17 protein-coding genes and 1 tRNA gene are annotated in these 21,806 nt (G+C 68.4%); 2 read left to right on the top strand and 16 right to left on the bottom strand.

Translation table 11 applies throughout. From position 1 onward, the window contains the following. The 11 genes from EYW49_RS19195 to EYW49_RS19145 all read right to left on the bottom strand — a co-directional run. Positions 1-332 (bottom strand): FGGY family carbohydrate kinase (locus EYW49_RS19195; protein WP_265937404.1); only part of this gene is annotated, 332 nt, incomplete at its 3' end. A 344-nt stretch (positions 333-676) separates the two neighbouring features. Then, entirely contained in the window at positions 677-1,798 is a 1,122-nt protein-coding gene (locus EYW49_RS19190) for an acyltransferase family protein (RefSeq protein ID WP_165498337.1), read from the bottom strand. 307 nt (positions 1,799-2,105) lie between these two features. Beyond that, positions 2,106-2,993 carry a LuxR C-terminal-related transcriptional regulator gene (locus tag EYW49_RS23675; protein WP_131311245.1) on the bottom strand — a complete coding sequence of 296 codons (888 nt, stop codon included), beginning with the start codon at positions 2,991-2,993 and terminating at the stop codon, positions 2,106-2,108. Between the two features lie 60 nt (positions 2,994-3,053). Beyond that, positions 3,054-4,271: a lytic murein transglycosylase gene (locus EYW49_RS19180; protein ID WP_228259685.1), complete on the bottom strand. Its 1,218-nt coding sequence runs from the start codon at positions 4,269-4,271 to the stop codon at positions 3,054-3,056. A gap of 395 nt (positions 4,272-4,666) precedes the next feature. Next, on the bottom strand, positions 4,667-5,668 hold the full coding sequence (locus tag EYW49_RS19175) for a substrate-binding domain-containing protein (protein ID WP_131311243.1): 1,002 nt from the start codon (positions 5,666-5,668) through the stop codon (positions 4,667-4,669). A 25-nt stretch (positions 5,669-5,693) separates the two neighbouring features. After that, positions 5,694-6,626, bottom strand: coding sequence for an ABC transporter permease (locus EYW49_RS19170; RefSeq protein ID WP_131311242.1), 933 nt, complete (start codon positions 6,624-6,626; stop codon positions 5,694-5,696). 14 nt (positions 6,627-6,640) lie between these two features. Beyond that, positions 6,641-8,128 (bottom strand): sugar ABC transporter ATP-binding protein, encoded by a 1,488-nt coding sequence (locus tag EYW49_RS19165; protein ID WP_131311241.1) that lies wholly within the window; start codon positions 8,126-8,128, stop codon positions 6,641-6,643. Position 8,129: 1 nt separating this feature from the next. Continuing rightward, a complete protein-coding gene (locus tag EYW49_RS19160; RefSeq protein WP_228259683.1) occupies positions 8,130-9,335 on the bottom strand; it encodes a LacI family DNA-binding transcriptional regulator in 1,206 nt (401 codons plus the stop codon). A 661-nt stretch (positions 9,336-9,996) separates the two neighbouring features. Then, positions 9,997-10,071 (bottom strand) — tRNA-Val (locus EYW49_RS19155). An 85-nt stretch (positions 10,072-10,156) separates the two neighbouring features. After that, positions 10,157-10,675 (bottom strand): CAP domain-containing protein, encoded by a 519-nt coding sequence (locus tag EYW49_RS19150; protein WP_131311240.1) that lies wholly within the window; start codon positions 10,673-10,675, stop codon positions 10,157-10,159. Positions 10,676-10,708: 33 nt separating this feature from the next. Then, positions 10,709-13,243: a DUF3772 domain-containing protein gene (locus EYW49_RS19145; protein ID WP_131311239.1), complete on the bottom strand. Its 2,535-nt coding sequence runs from the start codon at positions 13,241-13,243 to the stop codon at positions 10,709-10,711. Between the two features lie 193 nt (positions 13,244-13,436). Between EYW49_RS19145 and EYW49_RS19140 the strand changes: the two genes are divergently transcribed. Continuing rightward, positions 13,437-14,375: a YihY/virulence factor BrkB family protein gene (locus EYW49_RS19140; RefSeq protein ID WP_131311238.1), complete on the top strand. Its 939-nt coding sequence runs from the start codon at positions 13,437-13,439 to the stop codon at positions 14,373-14,375. Between the two features lie 4 nt (positions 14,376-14,379). Here EYW49_RS19140 and EYW49_RS19135 read toward each other — a convergent pair whose 3' ends face one another. Together EYW49_RS19135 and ccrA are read right to left on the bottom strand one after the other, a co-directional pair. After that, entirely contained in the window at positions 14,380-15,297 is a 918-nt protein-coding gene (locus EYW49_RS19135) for a glycosyltransferase family 8 protein (RefSeq protein ID WP_165498336.1), read from the bottom strand. A gap of 152 nt (positions 15,298-15,449) precedes the next feature. After that, positions 15,450-16,730 carry a crotonyl-CoA carboxylase/reductase gene (ccrA, locus tag EYW49_RS19130; RefSeq protein WP_131311236.1) on the bottom strand — a complete coding sequence of 427 codons (1,281 nt, stop codon included), beginning with the start codon at positions 16,728-16,730 and terminating at the stop codon, positions 15,450-15,452. A 312-nt stretch (positions 16,731-17,042) separates the two neighbouring features. Between ccrA and EYW49_RS19125 the strand changes: the two genes are divergently transcribed. Next, positions 17,043-19,022 carry a protein meaA gene (locus tag EYW49_RS19125; protein WP_131311235.1) on the top strand — a complete coding sequence of 660 codons (1,980 nt, stop codon included), beginning with the start codon at positions 17,043-17,045 and terminating at the stop codon, positions 19,020-19,022. Between the two features lie 9 nt (positions 19,023-19,031). Here the strand turns inward: EYW49_RS19125 and EYW49_RS19120 are convergent, their stop codons facing one another. The 3 genes from EYW49_RS19120 to EYW49_RS19110 form a co-directional block, all read right to left on the bottom strand. Next, a complete protein-coding gene (locus tag EYW49_RS19120; protein WP_165498335.1) occupies positions 19,032-19,493 on the bottom strand; it encodes a MerR family transcriptional regulator in 462 nt (153 codons plus the stop codon). A 235-nt stretch (positions 19,494-19,728) separates the two neighbouring features. After that, a complete protein-coding gene (locus EYW49_RS19115; RefSeq protein WP_228259682.1) occupies positions 19,729-20,613 on the bottom strand; it encodes a pirin family protein in 885 nt (294 codons plus the stop codon). 150 nt (positions 20,614-20,763) lie between these two features. Beyond that, the gene (locus tag EYW49_RS19110) at positions 20,764-21,804 is read right to left on the bottom strand and encodes a DUF2125 domain-containing protein (RefSeq protein ID WP_131311233.1); all 1,041 of its coding nucleotides are present in this window, start codon (positions 21,802-21,804) and stop codon (positions 20,764-20,766) included. Positions 21,805-21,806 lie beyond the last annotated feature (2 nt).

The raw sequence follows: 21,806 nt of genomic DNA, 5'->3' as shown, positions 1-21,806 counted from the left end.
ACCACGTCGCCGACGCGGGTGTCCTGCCAGACGAGCGCGTTGTAGACGGCCTTGCCGGTCTTCTTGTTCCACACGACGGTGGTTTCGCGCTGGTTGGTGATGCCGATCGCGGCGAGATCGCTGGGCTTCAGGCCCTTGGCTTCCATCGCCTCGGCGACCACTTCTTCGACACGCCGCCAGATCTCCGCCGGATCATGTTCGACCCAACCCGGCTTCGGGAAGATCTGCTCGTGTTCCTTCTGCGCGACACTGACGATACGGCCGGTCTTGTCGAAGACGATGAAGCGAGAGCTCGTCGTCCCTTGGTCGATTGCACCGATGTAAGTTGACATGTTTCCTCTCCGAACACTTTGCTTGATTCGAATTTTCGAAGGCCCGTCGCGAACCCGGCGGCGGCGCTCGTTCCTTGGGACCGCGGCGACCGCGCGGCCGCGCCGGCCGGAAAGCGGTGGTCCGCGCCCTCGGGCCCGGCGACCGGCACCATGCCGCCGCGCGCATCGGCCGGTTTCCGCGGATCCCCGCAGCGGTGTCGATCGGGTCGTGGTGGGTCTCGCGCAACTCGGTTCCTCCCCGCGTCTGGGGGGCGTCCCGAAGTTTCGGGACGAGAGGGAGCCGCCGTCTCGCTCTCCGACGAGGGCGATCGGTTCTTGGCCGGCAGATCGAGTGCGATTGCGGTCTAACGGGCGAGAAGGCGGGGAGACGTGAGCCGCCTACCGCCGAAGATGGGCAGCAGGAGCAGTCCGCGCGAGGCGACGAGATGGCTCACGACCAACGCCAGGGCGCTCACCACGAGGTATTTGACGTAGATGTTCCAGTCGTATCCGCGCACGAGCAGGTTGAACGCGAAGACTATGGGCATGTGCACCCAATAAATTCCGAAGGAGGCGGCCGCCAGTCGTCCCAGAAAGGCGCCGGTCCGGTCGGCATGGGCCTGGAAGAGGCCGATGAGGGCGAGCGTCGTGGCGAGGCAGAACAGGCAGTGCAGGACCGCATGGCCGGCCCGCATCCACAATTCGGGCATCAGGAAGCCGACCCACATCTTGTAGACGAACAGCAGCGCGCCGGCGGCGACGGCGACGGGCAACCAGACCACGACGTTCGGTCGATAACCGCCGGCGACGAACCACCGACCACGGCAGGCATGGACGCCGAGGACGAAGTAGAACGCCTCGAGCGACACCCGGGTCGGCTGAACCCACAGCACGTAGTCGATCGGAACCCATTGGAAGTCAAACCAGAACTGGTTGACCGCCAGGAAGACGACCATCACCACGGCGCTGAACCCGACCCAGAAGGCCGCGGTCGGCCGTCCGGGGTGCTCGTCGACGCGGCGCAAGGCCGGCCAGGCCGCCCAGACGAGCGACAGAGCACCGAAGAAGACGGTGAGCACCCCGAGAAACCACAGCGCGCCCTGGGTGTTGTAGCGCTCGGTGAAATACAGATCGGTCAGGACGTGGAGAAAGCTCGGCGGATTCGCATCACGGCTGAGCAGCAGGAAGTACGGGCAGAACGGGGCGATCACCACGATGCCGAGCAGCCACGGCACGACGATCCGCCAAAACTTGTCGTGCCAGAAGTCGCCGAGCCCCCTCCGACGCAGCGACTCCAGGCCGAAGTAACCGGCCAACAGGAACATGATCGGCATGATCGGGACATCGGTGAGCAGCACCACCCCGGTGAAGAACAGGTTCTGCTGGGGATCGGCGACCGGCCACCACTCGGGGCAGAAGATCATGAAGGCCAGTGCGGCGTGGAAGACCACGACGATGCAGACGATGAACGACCTCAGATTATCCAAATAGTGAATGCGTCCATGATCCGCCGCATCCTGCCTATCGGCGTGTTGTTCCGGTGTGACTACACGCATTTCTTCCTCCACCGATCGATGGTGTGCGATGAAGACGGGGCGTTTCCAAGCCGAAGGCGGGCCGGTGAGTGGCGGAATTGTCTCGCAAACGCCGGCCTTGTCAGCTGTCAGAACTGACAGGCCGGCCGAGCCGCCCGTCCGCGTGCGGCGACGCGCACCTCGCCGAAACCGTCGAGGTCATTGCCACCCGACGCAACGCCGAAGGCCGTCGCGTACCCTGCGCGGGCCGCATGTCCGATCAGTCGAGCGAGATCAGGCCCCGACGCAGAGCGATGGCCACGGCCTGAGGGCGATTGATCGCGCCGAGTTTCCGCAAGACGTTGTAGACGTGGAAGTTGACGGTGCGCTCGCTGATGCCCAGCACCACCGAGATGTCCCACGAGCTCTTGCCGGCCTTCAGCCAGCCGAGAACCTGACGTTCGCGCCCGGACAGGGTCACCGCGCGATCGTCGCCGGCGTCGCGCTGCGTCACGCGGAGGAGAGCGCAGTGCAGGTGCGGGGCCAGAAGGTGGAGGATCCGATCGACCCGAGGATCGTAGGTCCGCTGCCCGGGCGAGGAGAAACACAGGATGCTGCCCGGCTCGTTCGGCGACATCGGCGCAACGCCGCACATGTAACCGGAGCGGATCCCGCAGTCCATGAGGACCGCGCTGCACGGATTGGAGATCGGGATCGTCCGCTTCTCACCGGTTCCGAGCAACAGATGCTCCAATTCGCCGCCGGACCAATACTGCGGTTGGAAGCTCCGGAAATGCTCCTCGATCACCAGGTCGTTCGTCTCCCAACCGCATTCGCCATAGGCGACGCGGACATCGTCGGGGACGTTGTAGTTGACGAAGCGCTGCAGGGTGATGCCGCGGCGATCCGCGCCGTTCGGTCCGAAGGCCGCGGTGGCATAGGCAAAGCGAAAGTCGAACAGACCCTCGAGCTTCGGCCAGATCGAAGCGCGGAAGGCGCCGTCCTCTTCCGCACCGACGCAGGCTTCGATGACCTCCAGGAGCAGCAGGGCGTCGCTCCCGGACAGGCGATCGATCGGTCTTCGCGGCAGAAGAGCGTCGTTTCGGCCCGCGTTCCACATGATTTCATCATGCTGGGTCGCGGCCACCGCAGCAAGAATTTTGCGCATGGTGCGACACTATCGGCCGCGTCGAGCCGATCGAACGGGTCGCCCCCCCGGTTCACCCGCTCACCGCGGCGCGCTCAACGACTGCAACACCGCTTCGCTCGGCCAACAGTCGACCTTCAGTCCGGCCGACTTCTGGTAGGCCCCGAGCGCCGCGCGGGTCAGCATGCCCGCCTTGCCGTCGATCCTGTCCTTGTAGAAGCCGAGGCGGGTCAGGTGACGTTGCATGGCTTCGACCGACGCCGTCCGCAATTGCGCCGACGCCGACCACGGCGTCGCGAAGGGCTCCGCACCGGCGATGCGGTCGGCGAGATGGCCGACGAACAGCACATAGAGGTCGGAGAAATTGTATTCCTTGATCACGAAGTAGTTCCGGGTGGTGAGGAACGACGGTCCGTAGACCCCCTCCGGCTGCAGCAGCGAGGCGGGCTCGGCGCGCTCGGCGGGCGACGGCGTTCGGCCGCGGACCGGCGTGAAACCGGCCCCGAGCCAGGCGCCGATCGGCTTCCGGACCTCGGGGATGCCCAGGGTGCAGTCGGCGTTTCCCGGAGCCCGCACCTCCCAGGCCCAGCGCACGCCGGGTTGCCAGCCCTTGTCGGCGAGCTGTTTGGCGGCGGAGGCCAGCGCATCCGGCACCGAATGCCAGATGTCGACGCGGCCGTCGCCGTCGAGATCGACGCCGTGCGCGTAATATTCGGACGGCAGAAACTGGGTGAGGCCGGTGGCACCGGCCCAGGAGGAGCGGAACTCCTTCCGCGTCACCGCCCCCTCGCCGAGGATCTTCAGCGCCAGAACGAACTCCGCGCGATACTGATCTTTGCGCCGGCCGGCATAGGCCTGGGTCGCGACGACCCGCAGCGCATCGAGGCGATCGGCGGCGTGGCCGTAGTCGGTCTCGCGGCCCCAGATCGCCAGCACCATCGTCGCCGGGACACCGAATCGCGCTTCGATCCGATCGAGGGCGGCACGGTGCTCGCGCGCCAGCCGCTGCCCGTCACGCGCCAGGCGGGCGATGGTGGCTTCCTTGACGTAGTCGGCCGGCGTCCGCACGAACTCCGGCTGCGCGGCGGCCCCGGTTTCGGGCCGCCCCGGCAGGGCGAGATCGGGCAATTTGTAATCGGGCTCGAGACCGCGCGTTTCGCGGTCGAAGGTCTCGCGCGAGACACCCGCCGCCTCGGCTTCGGGCCAGAGGGACGCGACGAATTGCCCGAAGGCGGCGTCGGCGGCGCGGGCCGGTGCCGGAAACGCCGACGTCGCGAAAAGCAGGCCGAGGGCGAGCAGGCTGAAAGGAAAGCGCAAGGGACCACCCGGGTTTCGATTGGCGAGGCCGTACCGTCCGACGCTAGCACGGCGACGGACGATCGCGAACGCGCCGCCGGTCGGCCGCATGCGCCTCGACACCGGTGGCGCGTCGGGTGACGGGCGACGGGGCGCCGAGGTGAGGGGGCGCCCGTGGATCGTTGCGGGGCGGCGCAAGTCTGGTGGGAACGGGCTCCGGCCCCGACGGTGAGCCCGGATCCCGACGAGGGCGGGCCTCGAGCTTCGCCCGGGGTTCGCGGTCGGAAGCCCGACGACCGGACGCCGCAGCGCCCGGCCGTCGAAGGTCACGTTCGATCACGCCCGAAGGGCGCTCGCATCCGAGCGGCCGCGGAGGGTCGGCCGATCGGACGTCGCCGTCACTTGCATTCCGGATCGTCGCCGAAGCCCTTGCAGAAGAACTGCGTCGCGTTGGCCTTGGTGATCATGTTCGAGGCGATCTCGATCTCCATCGAGCCGTCGGGTTTCTTGGTCAGCGTCCCGAGCTTCTCGAGCGCCGCCGTGTCCTTGGTGGCCAGGGCATGCGCCGCGATCACGCCTTCCGGCGCGACGGTGGAGTAGGTGAAGGTCGCGGTCAGGTCGCCCTTGTCCACCGAGCGGATGGCGGCGTTCTCGCCGTCGATGCCGATGATCAGGATGCCTTCCTTGGCACGGCCCGCGGCCTGGATGGCGCGCAGGGCGCCGAAGGCCATGTTGTCGTTGTGGGTGAACACCGCCTGGATCTGACCGGCGGGGAAGCGCTGGAGGGTGTCTTCCATGAACTTCAGCGCCTTCTCCTGATCCCAGTCGGCATGGGTCTCGGCGATGACCTTGATCGCCGTGCCGGCGATGGCCTCGGCGAAGCCGTCGTGGCGCTCGACCGCCGGGGCGACCGCCGGGTCACCCTTGATCTCGACCACGTTGCCCTTGCCGCCCAGCTTCTCGACGATGAACTTGCCGGCGAGTTTGCCGATCGGCTTGTTGTGGGGGCCGACGTGCAACGTCACCGGGGTGTCGAGGCTGCGCTCCAGCGTGACCACCGGGATGCCCGCCGCCATCACCTGCTTGATCGTCGGGGCGATCGCCGCGCTGTCCTGCGCGGAGATCATCAGCACCTTCATGCCCTGGACCATCAGACTCTCCACGTCGGAGATCTGCTTGGCGGACTTGCCTTCGGCGTTGGTGACGACCAGCTTGACGTCCTTGAAGTTCTCGGCGGCGTAGCTCTGATTGCGCTTGGTCATCGTATTGCGATGGGCGGAATTCGAACTCGCCTGCGAGAAGCCGATGACGATCTGATCGGCAGACATCGCCGGCAGAGCCGAGTAGACCAAAGCGATGCCGGCGAACAGTGCAACCGTGCGTCCGATGAGCTTAGACATGAAGATTCCTCCATTTGACCACTGGTTATTTATTGGATCTTCTCCCGGTCTCCAGAAGGACCGCAAGAATTATTATTGCACCCTTGACGACTTGCTGAGAGAAGGGTGAGACTCCAGCAAGATTGAGGACATTGGCGATGATGGCGAGCACCATGGCGCCGCCGATCGTGCCCAGGACGGTTCCTTCACCGCCGAACAACGAAGTTCCGCCGATGACCGCAATGGTGATGGCTTCGAGCTCCAGCCCGAGGCCCGAGTTCGGATCGCCGACCGACAGACGCGACAGGAAGATCAGCCCGGAGAGCGCCGCCAGGAAACCGCCGATGGCATAGACGCCGAAGGTAACCAGCGGCACGTTGATGCCGGAGAGCCGCGCCGCCTCCTCGCTGCTGCCGACCGCATAGATCGCCCGGCCGAAGGGCGTGTAGCCGAGCACGATCGCCGCGACCGCGCAGACCACGGCGAAGACGTAGATCGGGGTCGGAACGCCGAACAGATAGCCGCCACCGAGGAAGAAGAACGTGTCGGCGTGTCGACCCGGATTGACCGTGCCGCCGTCGGCGAGCATCAGCGCGAAACCGCGGACCATGACCATGGTGCCGAGCGTCGCGATGAAGGCCGGGATCCGCCAGTAGGAGACGCCGAAGCCGTTGGCCGCGCCGATCGCCACCCCGAGGGCGAGGCAGGCCGGTACCATCAACGCGATCGGTACGCCCTGTTCGAGCAGGAGCGCGCCCGCCACCCCGGTCAGCGCCACCGTCGAGCCGAAGGACAGATCGATTCCCTTGGTCAGGATCACGAAGGTCATGCCGACGCCCAGGATGCCGTAGAGCGCGACCTGACGCAGGACGTTCAGGATGTTGATCGGGTTGAGGAAGTGCGGCGAGATGAACGAAGCGGCGACGATCAGCACCACCAGGGCACCCGCCAGTCCCGCGCCACGCGGCAGGTTCTTCATGAAAGCCCCCATCATCAGTGCAACGCTGCGAAGTGCATGACTTCTTCCTCTGTCGTCCGCCGCGCATCGAGTTCGGCGGTGACCTCGCCCTCGCGCAGCACATAGACCCGGTCACACAGACCGAGGATCTCCGGCAGCTCGGAGGAGGCCATCAGGATGGCGAGGCCGCGGCTCTCGGCGAGTTCGACCAACAGATCGTAGATCTCGCGCTTGGCGCCGACGTCGACGCCGCGGGTCGGTTCGTCGGCGAGCAGGATTTCGCAGCCGGCGCTGACCAGTCGGGCCAGCACGCATTTCTGCTGGTTGCCGCCGGACAGGTTCTGGGCGGCCGTCGCCGCGTTCGGTGTCTTGATGTGCAGGCGGTCGATCAGACCGCGGACGATCTGCTTCTCGAGCAGGCTCGACAGCAGGCCGCGCCTCAGGATCCGGCCGAGGCTCGCCGACATGATGTTGAATCCGACACTCTGGATGAGGAACAGGCCCTCGGTCTTGCGATCCTCCGGCACCAGACCGAGGCCGAGGGCGATGCCCCGGCGCGGGCTGCCGGTGGTCACGGTCCGTCCCTTGACCCGGAGCTCGCCGCTCTCGACCGGGTCGGCGCCGTAGATCGCCCGCAGGAGTTCGGTCCGGCCGGCCCCGGCGAGGCCGAACAGCCCGACGATCTCCCCCTGTCGCAGGGTGATGCCGGCGTTCTTCAGCATCGTGCGGGTGGTCAGGCCGGTCGCCGCCAGCGCCTCGGCACCGATGCGCGGATGGCGGGTCGGGAAGACGTCGCCGACCTCGCGTCCGACCATGCTCCGGATCAGTCCGTCGGTGGTCATCGCCGCGGAGGGTCCGTCATGGACGACCTTGCCGTCGCGCAGGATGGTGACGGTGTCGCTGATCTCGAAGACCTCGCGCAGGCGGTGCGAGATGTAGGCGAAGGCGACGCCATCTTCGGCGGCCAACTGTCGGATGATCAGGAACAACTGATCGATCTCGGCCTGCGCCAGGACGGCGGAGGGTTCGTCCAACACGATGATCCGGGCGTTGCGGGCGATCGCCTTGGCGATTTCGACCATCTGCCGTTTGGCCACCGAGAGATCGCCGATCCGGGCCCGCGGATCGACCTCGAAGCCGAGGCGGGTGATCACCTCGGCGGTCGTGCGGTGGGCCCGCGGCCAGTCGACGAGCCCCGCCCGCATCGGCAGGCGGCCCATCAGGACGTTCTCGGTCACCGTCAGATGCGGCGCCTGCGCCAGTTCCTGGTAGATCACCGCCACGCCGCGCCCGATCATCGAGGCCGGCGTCGGGTCGACGACGTGTTCGCCGAACAGTTCGATGCGCCCCTCGTCGGCGGAATAGGCGCCGGAGAGGATCTTCATCAAGGTCGACTTGCCGGCGCCGTTCTCCCCGACGAGGGCGCGGATTTCACCCGGCCGCAGCGAGAAGGACACGTCGGCGAGCGCGCGGACGCCGGGGAAGGACTTGGAGATGTGCTCGAGCTTCAGGGCGGCGGTCATCTCAGCTCCTCCCACACCCGCAGGACCGTCGGATGATCAGCGACGGGGCGACCCTGACCTGCTTCACCGGTCCGTCCGGCGCGGCGATGCGGGTCGCCAACAGCGCGGCGGCGCGCATCCCGATCGTCTCGCTCGGTTGGGCGATCACGGTCAGCCGCGGCTCGAAGCAATCGGCCCATTCGAAGTCGTCGAAGCCGATCAGCGCGAGATCGTCGGGGACGGAGAGCCCGGTTTCGCGAACCGCCTTCATCACGCCCACCGTGGCGAGGTTGTTGCCCGCGGCGATGGCGGTCGGCCGGTCCGGACGCTCGAGCAGCCGCCGGGTCGCCACACGCGCCTCTTCGCTCGAGGCATTGCCCTCGTTCATCAACGTCGGATCGACGACGAGGCCGTGCTTCTCGTGGGCGCGGACATAGCCGTCGATACGTTCGACCGTGGATTGGAGGCCGGGCTCGCCGGGCACCAGACCGATGCGCGCGTGACCGTGGCCGACAAGATGATCGACCAGCAGTTCCATGGCTTTACGGTTGTGCAGGCAGACGCCGTCGGCGCGCGGCGAAGTGAGACGATCGACCAGCACGAACGGCATCTTGTTGGCGAACAGGAAGTCGATCGCGCGATTGTCGGGGTCTGCCGACGGCGCCAGGACCACGCCGTCCACACGTCGGTGCGCGAACTCGCGGACGACCTTCAGCTCCCGTTCCGGATCGTTCTGGGTGTCGCAGAGGAAGACCAGCCGACCGATCTTCGAGCAGGCCCGCTCGATCGACGAGACGATGTCGTTGAAATAGTAGTTGGTACTGATCGAGATCGCGATGCCGATGGCGTCGGTCGACGATCGGGCGAGCGAGCGCGCCACCGCATTCGGCACGAACCCGAGCTGTTCGATCGCCCCTTGGACGAGCGCGACGGTTTCTTCGTTGACGTGGCGAGTGCCGTTCACCACGTGCGAGACCGTCGATACGGAAACGCCGGCGACACGCGCGACGTCGATCATGGTTGCCATTTTGCCAAATCTGTCGGTTGTCGGTCGCCACGACGAGCAACCGAACTCGGAAGATCTCACGTTTCGCCCTTCACGAAGGGCGCGAGGCGCCATCGCCACGTCAGGTGGCGCAGCTATCCTGCTCTGATATTCATGAGAACCTTCGATCCTCCCATTTTCTTCTTGTTTGCTATGATTACGGCCATCGAAGCGCTTGCGCAAGCGCTTTTGTCGCGACGGCCTCGGGTCACCCGCCGACCGCGACCGACGCTGCCGCAGGACGCGTTGCGCCGGAGCCGGTTCGCCAACGGCATCCCGAACGGGCAAGGGCGGACGCGATCACGAGCGGTTCGGGCCGACCCGATGGATCGGGTCCGGCGGATCCTTGTCCCGGCGACCGGCATCGATCCGAGGAACCGAGACGCGGGGTTCGACGACGACGACGCGCGGCCGGGTTCGGAGCAACGGATCGCGAAGACATTCGGCCCCCGTCCATGCCGCCGGGGTCTCGGCCATCGAAGGCGGCTGCGCGCCCTTTACCGAGTTCGAGATCGCCGGAGCCTGTGGACGGGTCTCCGGTGCCGGTCTCGGGCGGATCGATCTACGCGGTGAGATCTCGATCCGCGAAGAGGCCACCGCGATCGGTTAGGGCCTCCAATCTGCCGCGCCCCCCGCCCCCGCATCCTTCCGCGATGGGAACGACCGCGTCTGCAAGGCCCGTCCTTTTCGCCGGATTCGAGCTCGCCAGTCGTCGCCCCGCGTTCGAATCGTCGCCATGACGTCGCCCTCGCCGTGACGGCGTCGTGACGAGCCTGACCGATCGGACGGGAGAGCGGAGTCCTCGATCTGCGTTTTACGCCAGACGAAACAAGGACTTGGGGAATGGTGGGCGCGACAGGGATCGAACCTGTGACCCCCTCGGTGTGAACGAGGTGCTCTCCCGCTGAGCTACGCGCCCCCATGCGGAACCGGGGCGATATAACGGGCGGGCGAGGGGCAAGTCAAGCCGCTCGCCCCCCTTTCCCCCTGCCGCGGCCGGCCGCTCAGCGCGGCTCGACCACCACCAGCGTCCAGAAGATCTGGTACTTCGAGTTCGGCGCCTGGGCGGTCGCCAGACCCACCCGGGTCGCGGTCGGCGACAGCATCGTCGCGTCGTGGATCTTCGATTCGCGCCAGCCCGAGAAGGCCTCCGCAAAGGTCCGGTAGCCCGCCGAGAAATTGGCGAGGAACATCTTGTAGCCGATGCCCGCGCCGGCGAGTTGGCCGTCGAGCCCGGCGTCGGCGACCGAATGGACCCGATCGCTCGCCGCCATCGCCGAAGACTGGCTCTGCGCCACCCGGGCCAGAGCCGGATCCCAGGTCAGCGGCGCGAGGCCGTGATTGCCGCGGTACTGGTTGATCATCGACAAGGACGAGGCCGGATCGACCGAACGGCCCGAGATGTCGAGGCGCTGGTAGAAGGGCGGGACGTTCTCCACCGTCGCCGGCGGCCGGGAACAGGCGGCGAGCGCGAGGACGAGGGTGGCGACGGCCGGGATGCGGCCGGCGAAGGACCGGGACATCGGATCTCCTGGGACGAGAGGGGCGACCGGCGCTCAGGCGTCGGTCTCGGGAAGTCCGCCGCCGCCGCGCGGGGCGGGGGGCACGAAGCGCGCCATCAGGCCCTGCAGGTCGTCGAGCTGGCGGATGTTGATGTCGCGCTGGGCGAAGGGAATGGTGATGTCGAGGGCGCGGAGCCGCTGGACGATCGAGAAGCGCAGATCGCTCTCCACCGAGAAGGCGTCGTTGACGTTGCCGACCGTGCAGATCAGGCGAAACTCCAGGGCGTTGTCGCCGAAGCCGACGAAGAACACCCCCGGCGCCGGGAAGGTCCGCACCTTGGCGTGTTCCCGGGCGCAGTCGAGCAGCGCCGCCCGCACCTTGTCCGGATCGGCGTCATAGGCCGCCCCGACGTCGACCACGCAGCGCCCGGTGAGGTCGCGGTGCATCCAGTTCTTGACGTTGCCGGAGATCAGGGTCGAGTTCGGGACGATCAGGCTGGCCCGATCGAAGGTCTCGATCTCGGTCGAGCGCACGTTGATCTTGCGCACGAAGCCCTTCTCGGTGCCGACCTCGACCAGATCGCCGGCCTTGATCGGGCGTTCGACGAGCAGAATCAGTCCGGAGACGAAGTTGTTGACGATCGACTGCAGGCCGAAGCCGACGCCGACCGCCAGGGCCGAAGCGACGATCGCCAGATTCTGCAGATCGAGCCCGACCACCGAGAAGGCCAGCATCACCGACACCACCACCCCGACATAGCCGAAGGAGGTGCGGATCGAATTCTTCAGGCCGACGTCGAGCCGGGTGCGCGGCAGGAGCTTCTGGTCGAGCCAGCCCTGGATGCCGCGGGTCAGGGCGATGCCGACCGCCAGGAACACCACGCCGCTGAGGATCGCCGAGGGCGAGAAGGTGAAGCTGCCGATCTTGAAGCCGAAGAACGCCACCTTGGCGTCGGCCAGCAGGTCCTGCGAATCGAGGCCGATCGGCGTCAGCACCAGCAGCGTGCCGAGGGCGATCAGGAACAGCCGCGCCGCCCCCGACAGGATCACGCCGATCTGCTCGACCGTCTCCCGCGAGAAGCCCATCGAGCGCACCAGCATCGTACCTACCCGGGTGCGCACGTCGAAGGTCGCGACGATCACCTCGTCGGCGAGCAGCAGCAGCAGCGACAGGAGGCCGAGCACCGCGCCGCCGCGCACCAACTGCTGCGTCATGAAGGCGGCCAGCGCGACGTGACCGGCGGCCAGCGCCACCAGCGCGCCGATCGCCACCAGCCAGCCGACCGGGATCACCCAGCGCCACAGCGAGCTGCGCCGGGTCGCCGCCTCCGAGACCTCGGCCTCGCCCGCCGCTTGCGCCGCCGGCTCGTCCTCGTGCGACAGCGACCGCGCCACCGCCCGCAGCACCATCATCACCAGCACGCAATCGCCCACCGCGAACAGCCCGGTCACCGCGATGATCTCGGCGACCGGCGCCGACAGCACGTCGAACATCCGCTCGGCGGTGATGCCGAGGCCATGGCTGACCGCCAGGATCGACAGGAGCCGCAGCACCCGCGTCGCCGTGGCGTCGCCGACCGCCGCCAGCCGCCATTGCGGCTTGCCCGGCGCCAGCAGCGCCAGCGAAATGCCGTAGATGGTCATCGCCGCGGCGAGACCCTGGACGATCGCCTCGAGGAAGTGATCGACCCGCGTCGGATTGAGATCGAACAGAGTCAGCGCCCGGGTCACCGCCCACAGGCCGAACAGCGGCACCACCATGTTGAGCATCACGATGCCGGTGGCCACCGCCGCCTGCCGCAACGCCGGCGGTTGTTCGACCGTCGCTTCGCGGGTGGTCAGGCGAATCAGCCGATGGCGCATGCCGAGCAGCAGCGCGCCGATCGCCGCCAGCGCCAGTCCGACGGCGAGCGCCGTCTCGCCGCCGCGCGACACCAGGAGCCCGAACCAGTCGCGCAACAGATAGCTCGCCGACGACACGGTGGTCGGCACCGCCTGCGCCGCCTCGCCCCACAGCGCCGGCTCGAGCAGCGAGCGCGACTGGTCGAACAGCTGGCTGGTGAAGCGCTTGCGGCGGATGTCGGCGATCGTCCGGACGATCTCGTCGGCGCGCAGTTGTAAGAGCTGGGCCTGTTTGACCCGCCCCTCGACCGCCGCGGCCAGCTTCTGCTGCTCTTCGCGTTCGGTCTTCAGCGCATCGGCCTCGACCGGTGCCGGCTCGTCCTCCTTGGCCTGCGGCGCCGGCCCGAGCTGCTTCAGCCGCGCCTCGATCGCCGTCCGCCGCGGGCTGTCCTGGGCGTCGATCTCCTCGGCCGCCTTGCGCAATTCGTCGATCCGGGCGCGCATTTCGGCGAGCCGCTTGTCGCTCTGGCCGTCGCGCACCACCCAGGTGGCGATCTGCTCCATCTCGGTCTTCAGCGCGTCGAGCTTGACCTGGGTCTCGTCGGGCTTGGCCTTGGCGGCGGCCGGCGGCGCCACGGTGATCGTCGGCGGCGGGCCGCCCTGGGCGTGCGAACCGGAGAGCGGGACCGCGACCAGCGCGAGCAACAGGGTGGCGGCGGCGAACGCGCGGGCGAAGGACAGGATCACGGCTCGGGGTTCCGGTGTCTCGGGTGGGACCGACGGCGAGAATCGCACGAACGCGGCGGACCGACCAGTGCCCGCCGAATGCGGCGAAAGCACAGTTCGCTCCCCGATTCGCGTCGAGCCACCCTCTCGCCCCGCTTCGGATCCGCGAAAAAGGCGATTGTCTCGGTCCTTCCCCTCCCCTAACTTTCGCGCCATGTCGCAACTGGACACCTTGCCCCCCACTGCCCCGACACCGCTGCCGCCGCGCGGGCCTTGGCGCGCGATCGGTCACGTGGTCTGGGACGCGATCTACTGGGGGCTGTTCCGCAACGAATCCTTCGCCCACGCCTCCAACATCGCCTTCGCGATCCTGTTCTCGCTGTTTCCCTTCATGATTCTGGTGACGGGCCTGGCCGGCTACTGGGGCGGCGCCGAGCTCGCCGAAGCCGCCACCCAGGGCACCGGCGGCATCTTCGCGGTACTGCCCGACGAGGTCGCCAAGATCCTGCGGCCGGAGGTCTCGGCGGTGTTGTCGACCTCCCAGAGCCGGGTGCTGACCATCGGTGCCCTGTTGCTCGGGGTGATCGTGACGGGTCTCGTCGAGAGCCTGCGGATGGGCCTGAACTACGCCTATCGCTCCTACGACGACCGCCACTTCCTGATCCGCCGCCTCGAAGGCACGTTCTTCATGCTGATCGGCGGGATCGTCATCCTGGGGTTGGGATTTCTGGTCGTCGTGCTGCCGGTGCTGTGGGGGCTCCTGCTGCCGCACGCCCCGGAGATCGGCCCCTATTGGTCCTATTTCAACCGGCTGCCGCTGGTGTTCTTCACCTTCGGCGTCTTCATGTTCCTGATCTCGGCCCATCTCTGGCTGCCGGCCCGCCGCCAGACCATTTCGGGAGTCCTGCCGGGGATCCTGGTGACGCTGGCCCTGTGGTTCGTCGCCGGTCTGGTGTTCTCCTGGTACCTGTCGCACTTCTCCGGCTACGCCAAGACCTACGCCGGGCTCGGCGGGGCCATCGCCTCGATGCTGTTCTTCTACATCATCGGCTTGATCTTCCTGCTCGGCGCCGAGATCAACCACTCGATCGAGACCTTGCGCCGCGCCTTCGCCGCCCGCCGCGCGGGCGAAGAGGCGCCCGGCGCCGCCTGACGGCTCAGCCGCGCAGGCGGCGGATCACCGGTGCGGTCACCGTCCAGGCGGCGAGCCGGATCGCCTCCCAGGTCGCCCGCAGCCGATTGTAGACCTCGCGCGCCATCACTCCGCGCAGCGGTACGTCGGCATAGGGGCTCATCGCCCGGTAGCGCAGGAACACGTCCTTGGCGGCATGGGTGCAGTCGACGTCGGTCGGCTTGCGGCGGCCGACGAAATGGATCACGTGGGCGCCGGCGAACACCTCGGCGACGCCGCCGCGCTTGGTGCGCGCCGAGCTGGCGTGGGCGTTGTAGGTCGGATCGAGCTTGGTCCAGCCGCCGGCTCGCGCGCAGGCGATGTTGAAGGCGTCCTGATCGACCCGCACCAGCTTGTCCGGCATCTCGCGGGAGATGTCGGTGATCCGCTGCGACCAGCCCTCTTCGACATAGCGCCGGTGATCGATCACCAGCACCCCGGAATTGAAATAGGGCGTGTCGAGCGGCAGCCCCAGGCGCTCGTTCCAGCCGGCGTGCTTGGCCTTGGCGAAGTCCTCGACCGCCGCCACCACCCGCCCCTCGAGGTCGAGCCGGGTCAGAGCGTCGAGCCGCCGGTCGACCACCGCGTCGCAGTCGAGATAGACGATCCGCTCGTCGCTCACCGGAATCACGTCGGGGGCCATCACCCGCATCCACATCGCCGCGCTCGGCCGCACCGCCAGCGGCACCGCGGCGATCATCGGCGGGATCCGGCGGTGATCGTGGATGTGGACCAGATCGGGCGCCAACTGCCGCAACAGGTCGAGACTCGCCGGCGCCAGGCGATGGCAGAAGACGTGGATCTCCGAGATGTCCTCTCGGCTGTTGGCCAGCGCCGAGACGATCATCACGCTGGTCATCTGCGTGTAGTTCTCGTCGGTCGCGCAGCAGAGCTTGAACTTCATCGCCATCCCCGGAGGCTCGCCCGCCCGACGGGCGGAGGGCTCCGGACCCTAGTCCGCCGTCGCCCTCCCGGCAACGGCCGTCGTGCCGGTCCGGTTCCGCCGCCGGCGCCGATCGCGCCGCCGTTCACCCACCGAGACGCCCGCGCCGCGGCTCAGCCGCGGCCGGCCTCGATCGCGTCGTCGAGGGTCTTCAGCCCGAGCTTCGGCGACGACACCAGCACCGCCATGTTGCCGGGCTGATGCAGGTTCTTCCACATCTTGGTGTGGGCCAGCGGCACTTCGTCCCAGACGAAGACTTCCGACATGCAGGGCTCGACCCGCCGCTCCAGCACGAAGCGGTTGGCGGCGGCGGCCTGCTTGAGATGGGCGAAATGCGACCCCTGGATGCGCTTCTGGTGCATCCACACGTAACGGGCATCGAAGGTGATGTTGAAGCCCGAGGTACCGGCGCAGAACACCACCATGCCGCCGCGCTTGACCACGAAGGTCGAGGTCGGGAAGGTCGTCTCGCCGGGGTGCTCGAACACCATGTCGACGTTCTTGCCCTTGCCGGTGATGTCCCAGATCGCCTTGCCGAACTTGCGGACTTCGGTGAACCACTTGTCGTACTCGGGGCTGCCGACCTTGGGCAGCTGTCCCCAGCAGTCGAAGTCCTTGCGGTTGATGACGCCGCGGGCGCCGAGGCTCATCACGTAGTCGCGCTTGGATTCGTCGGAGATCACCCCGATCGCATTGGCCCCGGCCGCCGCGCAGAGTTGCACGCCGAACACCCCGAGCCCGCCCGAGGCGCCCCACACCAGCACGTTCATGCCGGGCTTCAACTCGTGCGGCTCGTGGCCGAACAGCATGCGATAGGCGGTCGCCAGCGTCAGCGTATAGGAGGCGCTCTCCTCCCAGCTGAGGTGCTGCGGCCGCGGCAGCAGTTGGCGCGCCTGGACGCGGGCGAACTGGGCGAAGGATCCGTCCGGGGTCTCGTAGCCCCAGATCCGCTGCGACGACGACAGCATCGGATCGCCGCCGTTGCACTCTTCGTCGTCCCCGTCGTCCTGATTGCAGTGGATGACGACCTCGTCGCCGATCTTCCAGTTCTTGACCTTCGAGCCGACCTTCCAGACGATGCCGGCGGCGTCCGAACCGGCGATGTGGTAGGGCTGCTTGTGGACGTCGAACACCGAGATCGGCTGGCCGAGGCCGGCCCACACGCCGTTGTAGTTGACGCCCGCCGCCATCACCAGGACCAGCACGTCGTGGCTGTCGATCTCCCAGGTCGGCACCACCTCGAGCTTCATCGCCTCTTCCGGCGGCCCGTGGCGATCGCGACGGATCACCCAGGCCCACATGTCCTTGGGCACGTGTCCGAGCGGCGGGATCTCGCCGACCGCGTAGAGGTCCTTCACCGGCCGTTCGTCGGCCGCCCTGTCGTTCCCGCCCATGACCGTCTGTCCTCGTGGCTTCGTCGGCGGCCACTCGCGGGACCGCAGCGTCGATATTGCAGCGCAGCAGCGCTTCGCGAGCTCATGCCGCACTGCGACCGTCGGCCGCACTATCCTCCCGGAACACCGGAGTTTTCCATAATACTAAAGGATTGAAATCGTTTCGCCGTTCTTCGACTTCCGGACCTCCGCGCCCGCCCGGACGGGCGTCCGGCCCCGTCGCCCGCCCTACCATCGTGTGGGCTGACTCCGCTGTTGCGCTGCGGTATCCAATCGATTGAGATCCTTCCCCCAGTCATCGGACGCTCCGTCATGCCGCTCGCCACCCCCGACAAGCCCTGGCTCTTCCGGACCTATGCCGGCCATTCGACGGCGGCGGCCTCCAACCGGCTCTACCGCTCCAATCTGGCCAAGGGTCAGACCGGTCTGTCGGTGGCCTTCGACCTGCCGACCCAGACCGGCTACGACGCCGATCACCCGCTGTCGCGCGGCGAGGTCGGCAAGGTCGGCGTGCCGGTCAGCCATCTCGGCGACATGCGCGCCCTGTTCGACGGCATTCCGCTCGACCAGATGAACACCTCGATGACCATCAACGCCACGGCGCCGTGGCTGCTCGCCCTCTACGTCGCCGTCGCCGACGAACAAGGCGCCGATCGGCGGCTGCTCGCGGGCACCACCCAGAACGATCTGATCAAGGAATATCTGTCGCGCGGCACCTACGTCTTCCCGCCGGCGCCGTCGATGCGGCTGACCACCGACGTCATCGCCTGGACCTATTCGGCCATGCCGAAATGGAACCCGATGAACGTCTGCTCCTACCATCTGCAGGAGGCCGGGGCGACGCCGGTCCAGGAACTGGCCTTCGCGCTGGCCACCGCCATCGCCGTGCTCGACGACGTCCGCCGCACCGGCGCGATTCCGGAGGAAGAATTCGGCGAGGCGGTCGGCCGCATCTCGTTCTTCGTCAACGCCGGCATGCGCTTCGTCACCGAGCTCTGCAAGATGCGCGCCTTCGGCCGCCTGTGGGACGAGATCACCCGCGAGCGCTGGGGCGTCACCGACGAGAAGAACCGCCGTTTCCGCTACGGCGTCCAGGTCAATTCCCTCGGCCTGACCGAACCGCAGCCGGAGAACAACGTCTACCGCATCCTGATCGAGGCCCTCGCCGTGACCCTGTCGCGCGACGCCCGCGCCCGCGCCGTGCAATTGCCGGCCTGGAACGAGGCGCTCGGCCTGCCGCGTCCCTGGGACCAGCAGTGGTCGTTGCGGATGCAGCAGATCCTCGCCTACGAGACCGACCTGCTCGAATATGCCGACATCTTCGCCGGATCGACCGAGATCGAGGCCAAGGTCGAAGCCCTGGTCGCCGAAGCACGGGCCGAGCTGGCGGCGATCGAAGCGATGGGCGGCGCCGTCGCCGCGGTCGAATCGAGCTACATGAAGCAGAAGCTGGTGGAATCGAACACCCGCCGGCTCGAGGCGATCGAGGCCGGGACCGCGACCGTGGTCGGCGTCAACCGCTTCCGCGAGACCGAACCCTCGCCGCTGACCACCGGCGAAGGCTCGATCCTCACCGTGCCGGCCCATGTCGAGGCCGAAGCGATCGCCGGCCTCGCCGCCTGGCGTGCCGCCCGCGATCCCAGTGCCGTCGCCGCCGCGCTCGCCGACCTCCAGGCCGCCGCCGCCGAAGGCCGCAACATCATGGAACCGTCGATCGTCGCCGCCAAGGCCGGAGTCACCACCGGCGAATGGGGCGCGGCGCTGCGCGGCGTGTTCGGCGAATATCGCGCCCCGACCGGCGTCGGCCGCGCCGCCCAGGACGGCGGCGGCGATCTCGCCGCGGTGCGCGCGACCGTCGACGCGGTCTCCGCCCGGCTCGGCCGTCGCCTCAAGTTCCTGGTCGGCAAGCCCGGCCTCGACGGCCATTCGAACGGCGCCGAGCAGATCGCCGTGCGCGCCCGCGACTGCGGCCTGGAGGTGGTCTACGAGGGTATCCGCCTGACCCCGGCGCAGATCGTCAACGCCGCCCTCGAGGAGGGCGTGCACGCCGTCGGCCTGTCGATCCTGTCGGGGTCGCATCTCGCCCTGGTCGAGGACGTGCTGCAGCGGATGAAGGCGGCCGGGCTCGACGACGTGCCGGTGGTGGTCGGCGGCATCATTCCCGCCGAAGACGCCGCGGCGCTGCGCGCCCTGGGGGTCGCCGGCGTCTACACGCCGAAGGATTTCCAGATCACCGAGATCATCGCCGACGTGGTGCGGATCGTCGACGAGCGCCGGGCGCTCGCCGCCTGAGGCCGCGCCTCAGTCCTGGGCGAGCCCGACCCGGACATCGGCGATGCGCCGGTTGATGCCCTCGAGTTCGTTGATCCGCGCGACGTTGTCGCGCAGCAGCGATTCGAGCGTGCCGGCGATCGCCGTCTCGACCAGCGCCAGCGCGCTCGGGTCCTGTTCGTCGATCGCCCCGAACAACTGCCGGATCGCCGCCAGCGACACTTCCAGCTCGCGCAGGGTGACGATGATCTCCAGCCGCTCGAGATCGGCCGGCGAATAGAGCCGGCGCTGGCCGTTGCGGTCGGGGGACAGCAGCCCCGCCTGCTCGTAGAAGCGCAACGTCCTGAGCGACACCCCGAGATGGCTCGACATCTGGCCGATCGTGTAGGTCGCTCCCTGGTCGATCGCTGCGAAGCGCATGATCGATCGCAGCTTGCGACACAGTTCGGACGTGACGCTGGTTTCGCTCGCAGTGACGTTGATCTCGCTCATGGTGCCCCTCACGGATGAGCCGCGGGAACCCTGCCCCGCGGCCTCGCGCGTCGGGAGGCCGAAACGCATGTGGCGATTTGCCACACGACGCCGATCCCGTCCGCCCATCTTGCCACAAACGCGGCCGCTGCCTAGAGGCTCGCATCTGCGGAGATCTCGAGCAAATGCCCGACCTTCGGACGAACAGGGAGGCGGCGCGATCGTGGAGTCGGCCGCACCGGCAGAGAAACCCACGTCAGACGTCTTCGAGGACGCCCATCCGGCCGCTCTGAAAATCGTCCATCGCCATCCACAGTTCTTCGCGGGTGTTCATCACGAAGGGACCGTAGTGGGCGATCGGTTCGGCGATCGGCTCGCCGGCCAGCACCAGGAAGCGCGCGTCCTCGCCCTCCGCGGCGATCGCCACACCGTCGCCGTCGGAGGCCAGCAGCGCCACCGTGCCGCCCGCCACCCGGCTGCCGCCGACCCTGACCGCGCCGTCGAGCACCGCCACCAGCGTCGTCCATCCGGCCGCCACCGGCGCCGCGAAGACCTCGTCGGCGCCGAGCGTGCCGTCCCACACCGACAGCGGCGTGACCGTCGCGGCCGGGCCGACATGGACCGTGCCGGCCGGATCGGTGAGCGTGCCGGCGACCACCCGCACCCGGCCGCCGGCGGTGGTCACGGTCGGGATCTCGGCCGCGACGATCGCCTGATAGCGCGGTGCGGTCATCTTGGCGGCGGCCGGCAGATTGACCCACAGCTGGGCCATCGAGGCAGTGCCGCCGCGTGCCGCGAAGGCCCGGCCGTGCTTCTCCTCGTGCAGCACGCCCGATCCGGCGGTCATCCACTGCACGTCGCCCGGACCGATCGCCCCGGCGTGTCCGGCCGAATCGCGGTGTTCGACCACGCCGTCGTAGACCAGCGTCACGGTCTCGAAGCCGCGATGGGGATGGGCGCCGACGCCGCGCGGCACCGGCGACGGCGCGAACGGGGTCGGCGCCGCCCAGTCGAACATCAGGAACGGGCTGAGCGCGGCGGTGAAGGCGAGATCGCCGAACATCGGACGGACCAGGAAACCGTCGCCGACCCAATGGGTGCTGCGGACGGCGACGACGCGGGCGACGGACTTGGCGGTCAAAGGGGTCTCCTCGGGAGCGGACCGGGTCGCCACGGCGGCCGGTCGGGATCGGGTGGGTCGCTCGAGCGACCGTTCGGGGAGCAGATCTGGGGAGCCGAATCGATTTGTCGATGCCCGAATCGGCGAACACGCCGTTCGACGTTTCCCGCCTCAGCGCCCGGCCGGCGGGAGGATCGGTGGAATCCGGCCGATCACCAGCCGGCCGAGCCGCGCCTGACCGGCCTCGATCACCAGATCGAGGCGACGCCCCGGTCGCGCCGGGTCGGTCGACGGGCGGCCGAACAGGCCATAGGAGCCGATCGCCGCGGTCAGTTCCGGTCCGAGATCGTCGCGCGCCGTCACCAGATGCGCGAGCCCGTTCGCCGTGGTGGCGATCGTCCCCTGAAGGAGCCCGTCGGCCCCGAGCCGCAGAGCGCCGTCCCCGTCGATGGTCACGCCGCTCGCGCCGAGGCCGAGATGCAGCGGCTCGATCCGTCCGCCCGCGGCGACGAAAGCCGCGAGACGATCGCCCGGCCCCGGCACCGCCGCTCCGACCAGGGTCGCGGCGATCGTCAGATCGGCGCGGCGCGGCCCCGCCCGTCGGCCGTCGACGGTCACCGCCCCGGCCGTCGCCGTCATCGCCAGATCGAGATCCTGCCCTTGCGCGCCGCTGCGCCGGCCGTGCGCCTCGAACCGCGTCGCAACCGCGCGGATCGCCGGGCCAGTCGCCGATCGGAAGGTCGCGTCGGCCTCGTCGATCGCCAGCGACAGGCGCTCGACCCCGCTCGGCGACCACCGCAGCGAAATCTGAAGCGCCTTGAGGGTCGTCGCCACATCGCCGCCGCGCCCGTCCTCGGCGGCGATCGGCCCGTCGATCTCGGCGATCACCAGGAAGGGATCCCAGACCTGGGCGACCAGTCGCAGCGCCGCCCCCGAGGCGACCACGCCCGCGGCGGGAAGCGCCAGGCTCGGCGAGGCGCACGCCAGTTCCATGCGGAAGGGATAGCCGCCGATCACCGGCTCGGGGCACGTCACCACCACGCCGCGGCGCGCGAGCTCGGCGAGACCGGCGTCGACCCGCGCCAGCGCCTGGGCGCGACCGACGTACCACAGCGCCGACCACGCCACCGCGCCGATCACCAGGAGCCCGATCATCATCGTCGACAGACGCCGCCTGCGCCGCGACGCCGTCTGCCCGCCCGTCTCCGTCATGT

This window comes from Siculibacillus lacustris, from assembly GCF_004328075.1.
Lineage (GTDB): Bacteria > Pseudomonadota > Alphaproteobacteria > Rhizobiales > Ancalomicrobiaceae > Siculibacillus > Siculibacillus lacustris.
Note: the sequence above shows the minus strand (reverse complement) of the source record. Positions and strands in the feature narration are given on the sequence as shown.

Excerpts from the sequence above, each read along its gene's own strand:
- EYW49_RS19170 (WP_131311242.1), bottom strand. The coding sequence starts at position 6,626 with ATGAAGAACCTGCCGCGTGGCGCGGGACTGGCGGGTGCCCTGGTGGTG.
- EYW49_RS23675 (WP_131311245.1), bottom strand. The coding sequence starts at position 2,993 with ATGCGCAAAATTCTTGCTGCGGTGGCCGCGACCCAGCATGATGAAATC.
- EYW49_RS19165 (WP_131311241.1), bottom strand. The coding sequence starts at position 8,128 with ATGACCGCCGCCCTGAAGCTCGAGCACATCTCCAAGTCCTTCCCCGGC.
- EYW49_RS19150 (WP_131311240.1), bottom strand. The coding sequence starts at position 10,675 with ATGTCCCGGTCCTTCGCCGGCCGCATCCCGGCCGTCGCCACCCTCGTC.
- EYW49_RS19125 (WP_131311235.1), top strand. The coding sequence starts at position 17,043 with ATGCCGCTCGCCACCCCCGACAAGCCCTGGCTCTTCCGGACCTATGCC.
- EYW49_RS19120 (WP_165498335.1), bottom strand. The coding sequence starts at position 19,493 with ATGAGCGAGATCAACGTCACTGCGAGCGAAACCAGCGTCACGTCCGAA.
- EYW49_RS19175 (WP_131311243.1), bottom strand. The coding sequence starts at position 5,668 with ATGTCTAAGCTCATCGGACGCACGGTTGCACTGTTCGCCGGCATCGCT.
- EYW49_RS19140 (WP_131311238.1), top strand. The coding sequence starts at position 13,437 with ATGTCGCAACTGGACACCTTGCCCCCCACTGCCCCGACACCGCTGCCG.
- ccrA (WP_131311236.1), bottom strand. The coding sequence starts at position 16,730 with ATGGGCGGGAACGACAGGGCGGCCGACGAACGGCCGGTGAAGGACCTC.
- EYW49_RS19135 (WP_165498336.1), bottom strand. The coding sequence starts at position 15,297 with ATGAAGTTCAAGCTCTGCTGCGCGACCGACGAGAACTACACGCAGATG.
- EYW49_RS19110 (WP_131311233.1), bottom strand. The coding sequence starts at position 21,804 with ATGACGGAGACGGGCGGGCAGACGGCGTCGCGGCGCAGGCGGCGTCTG.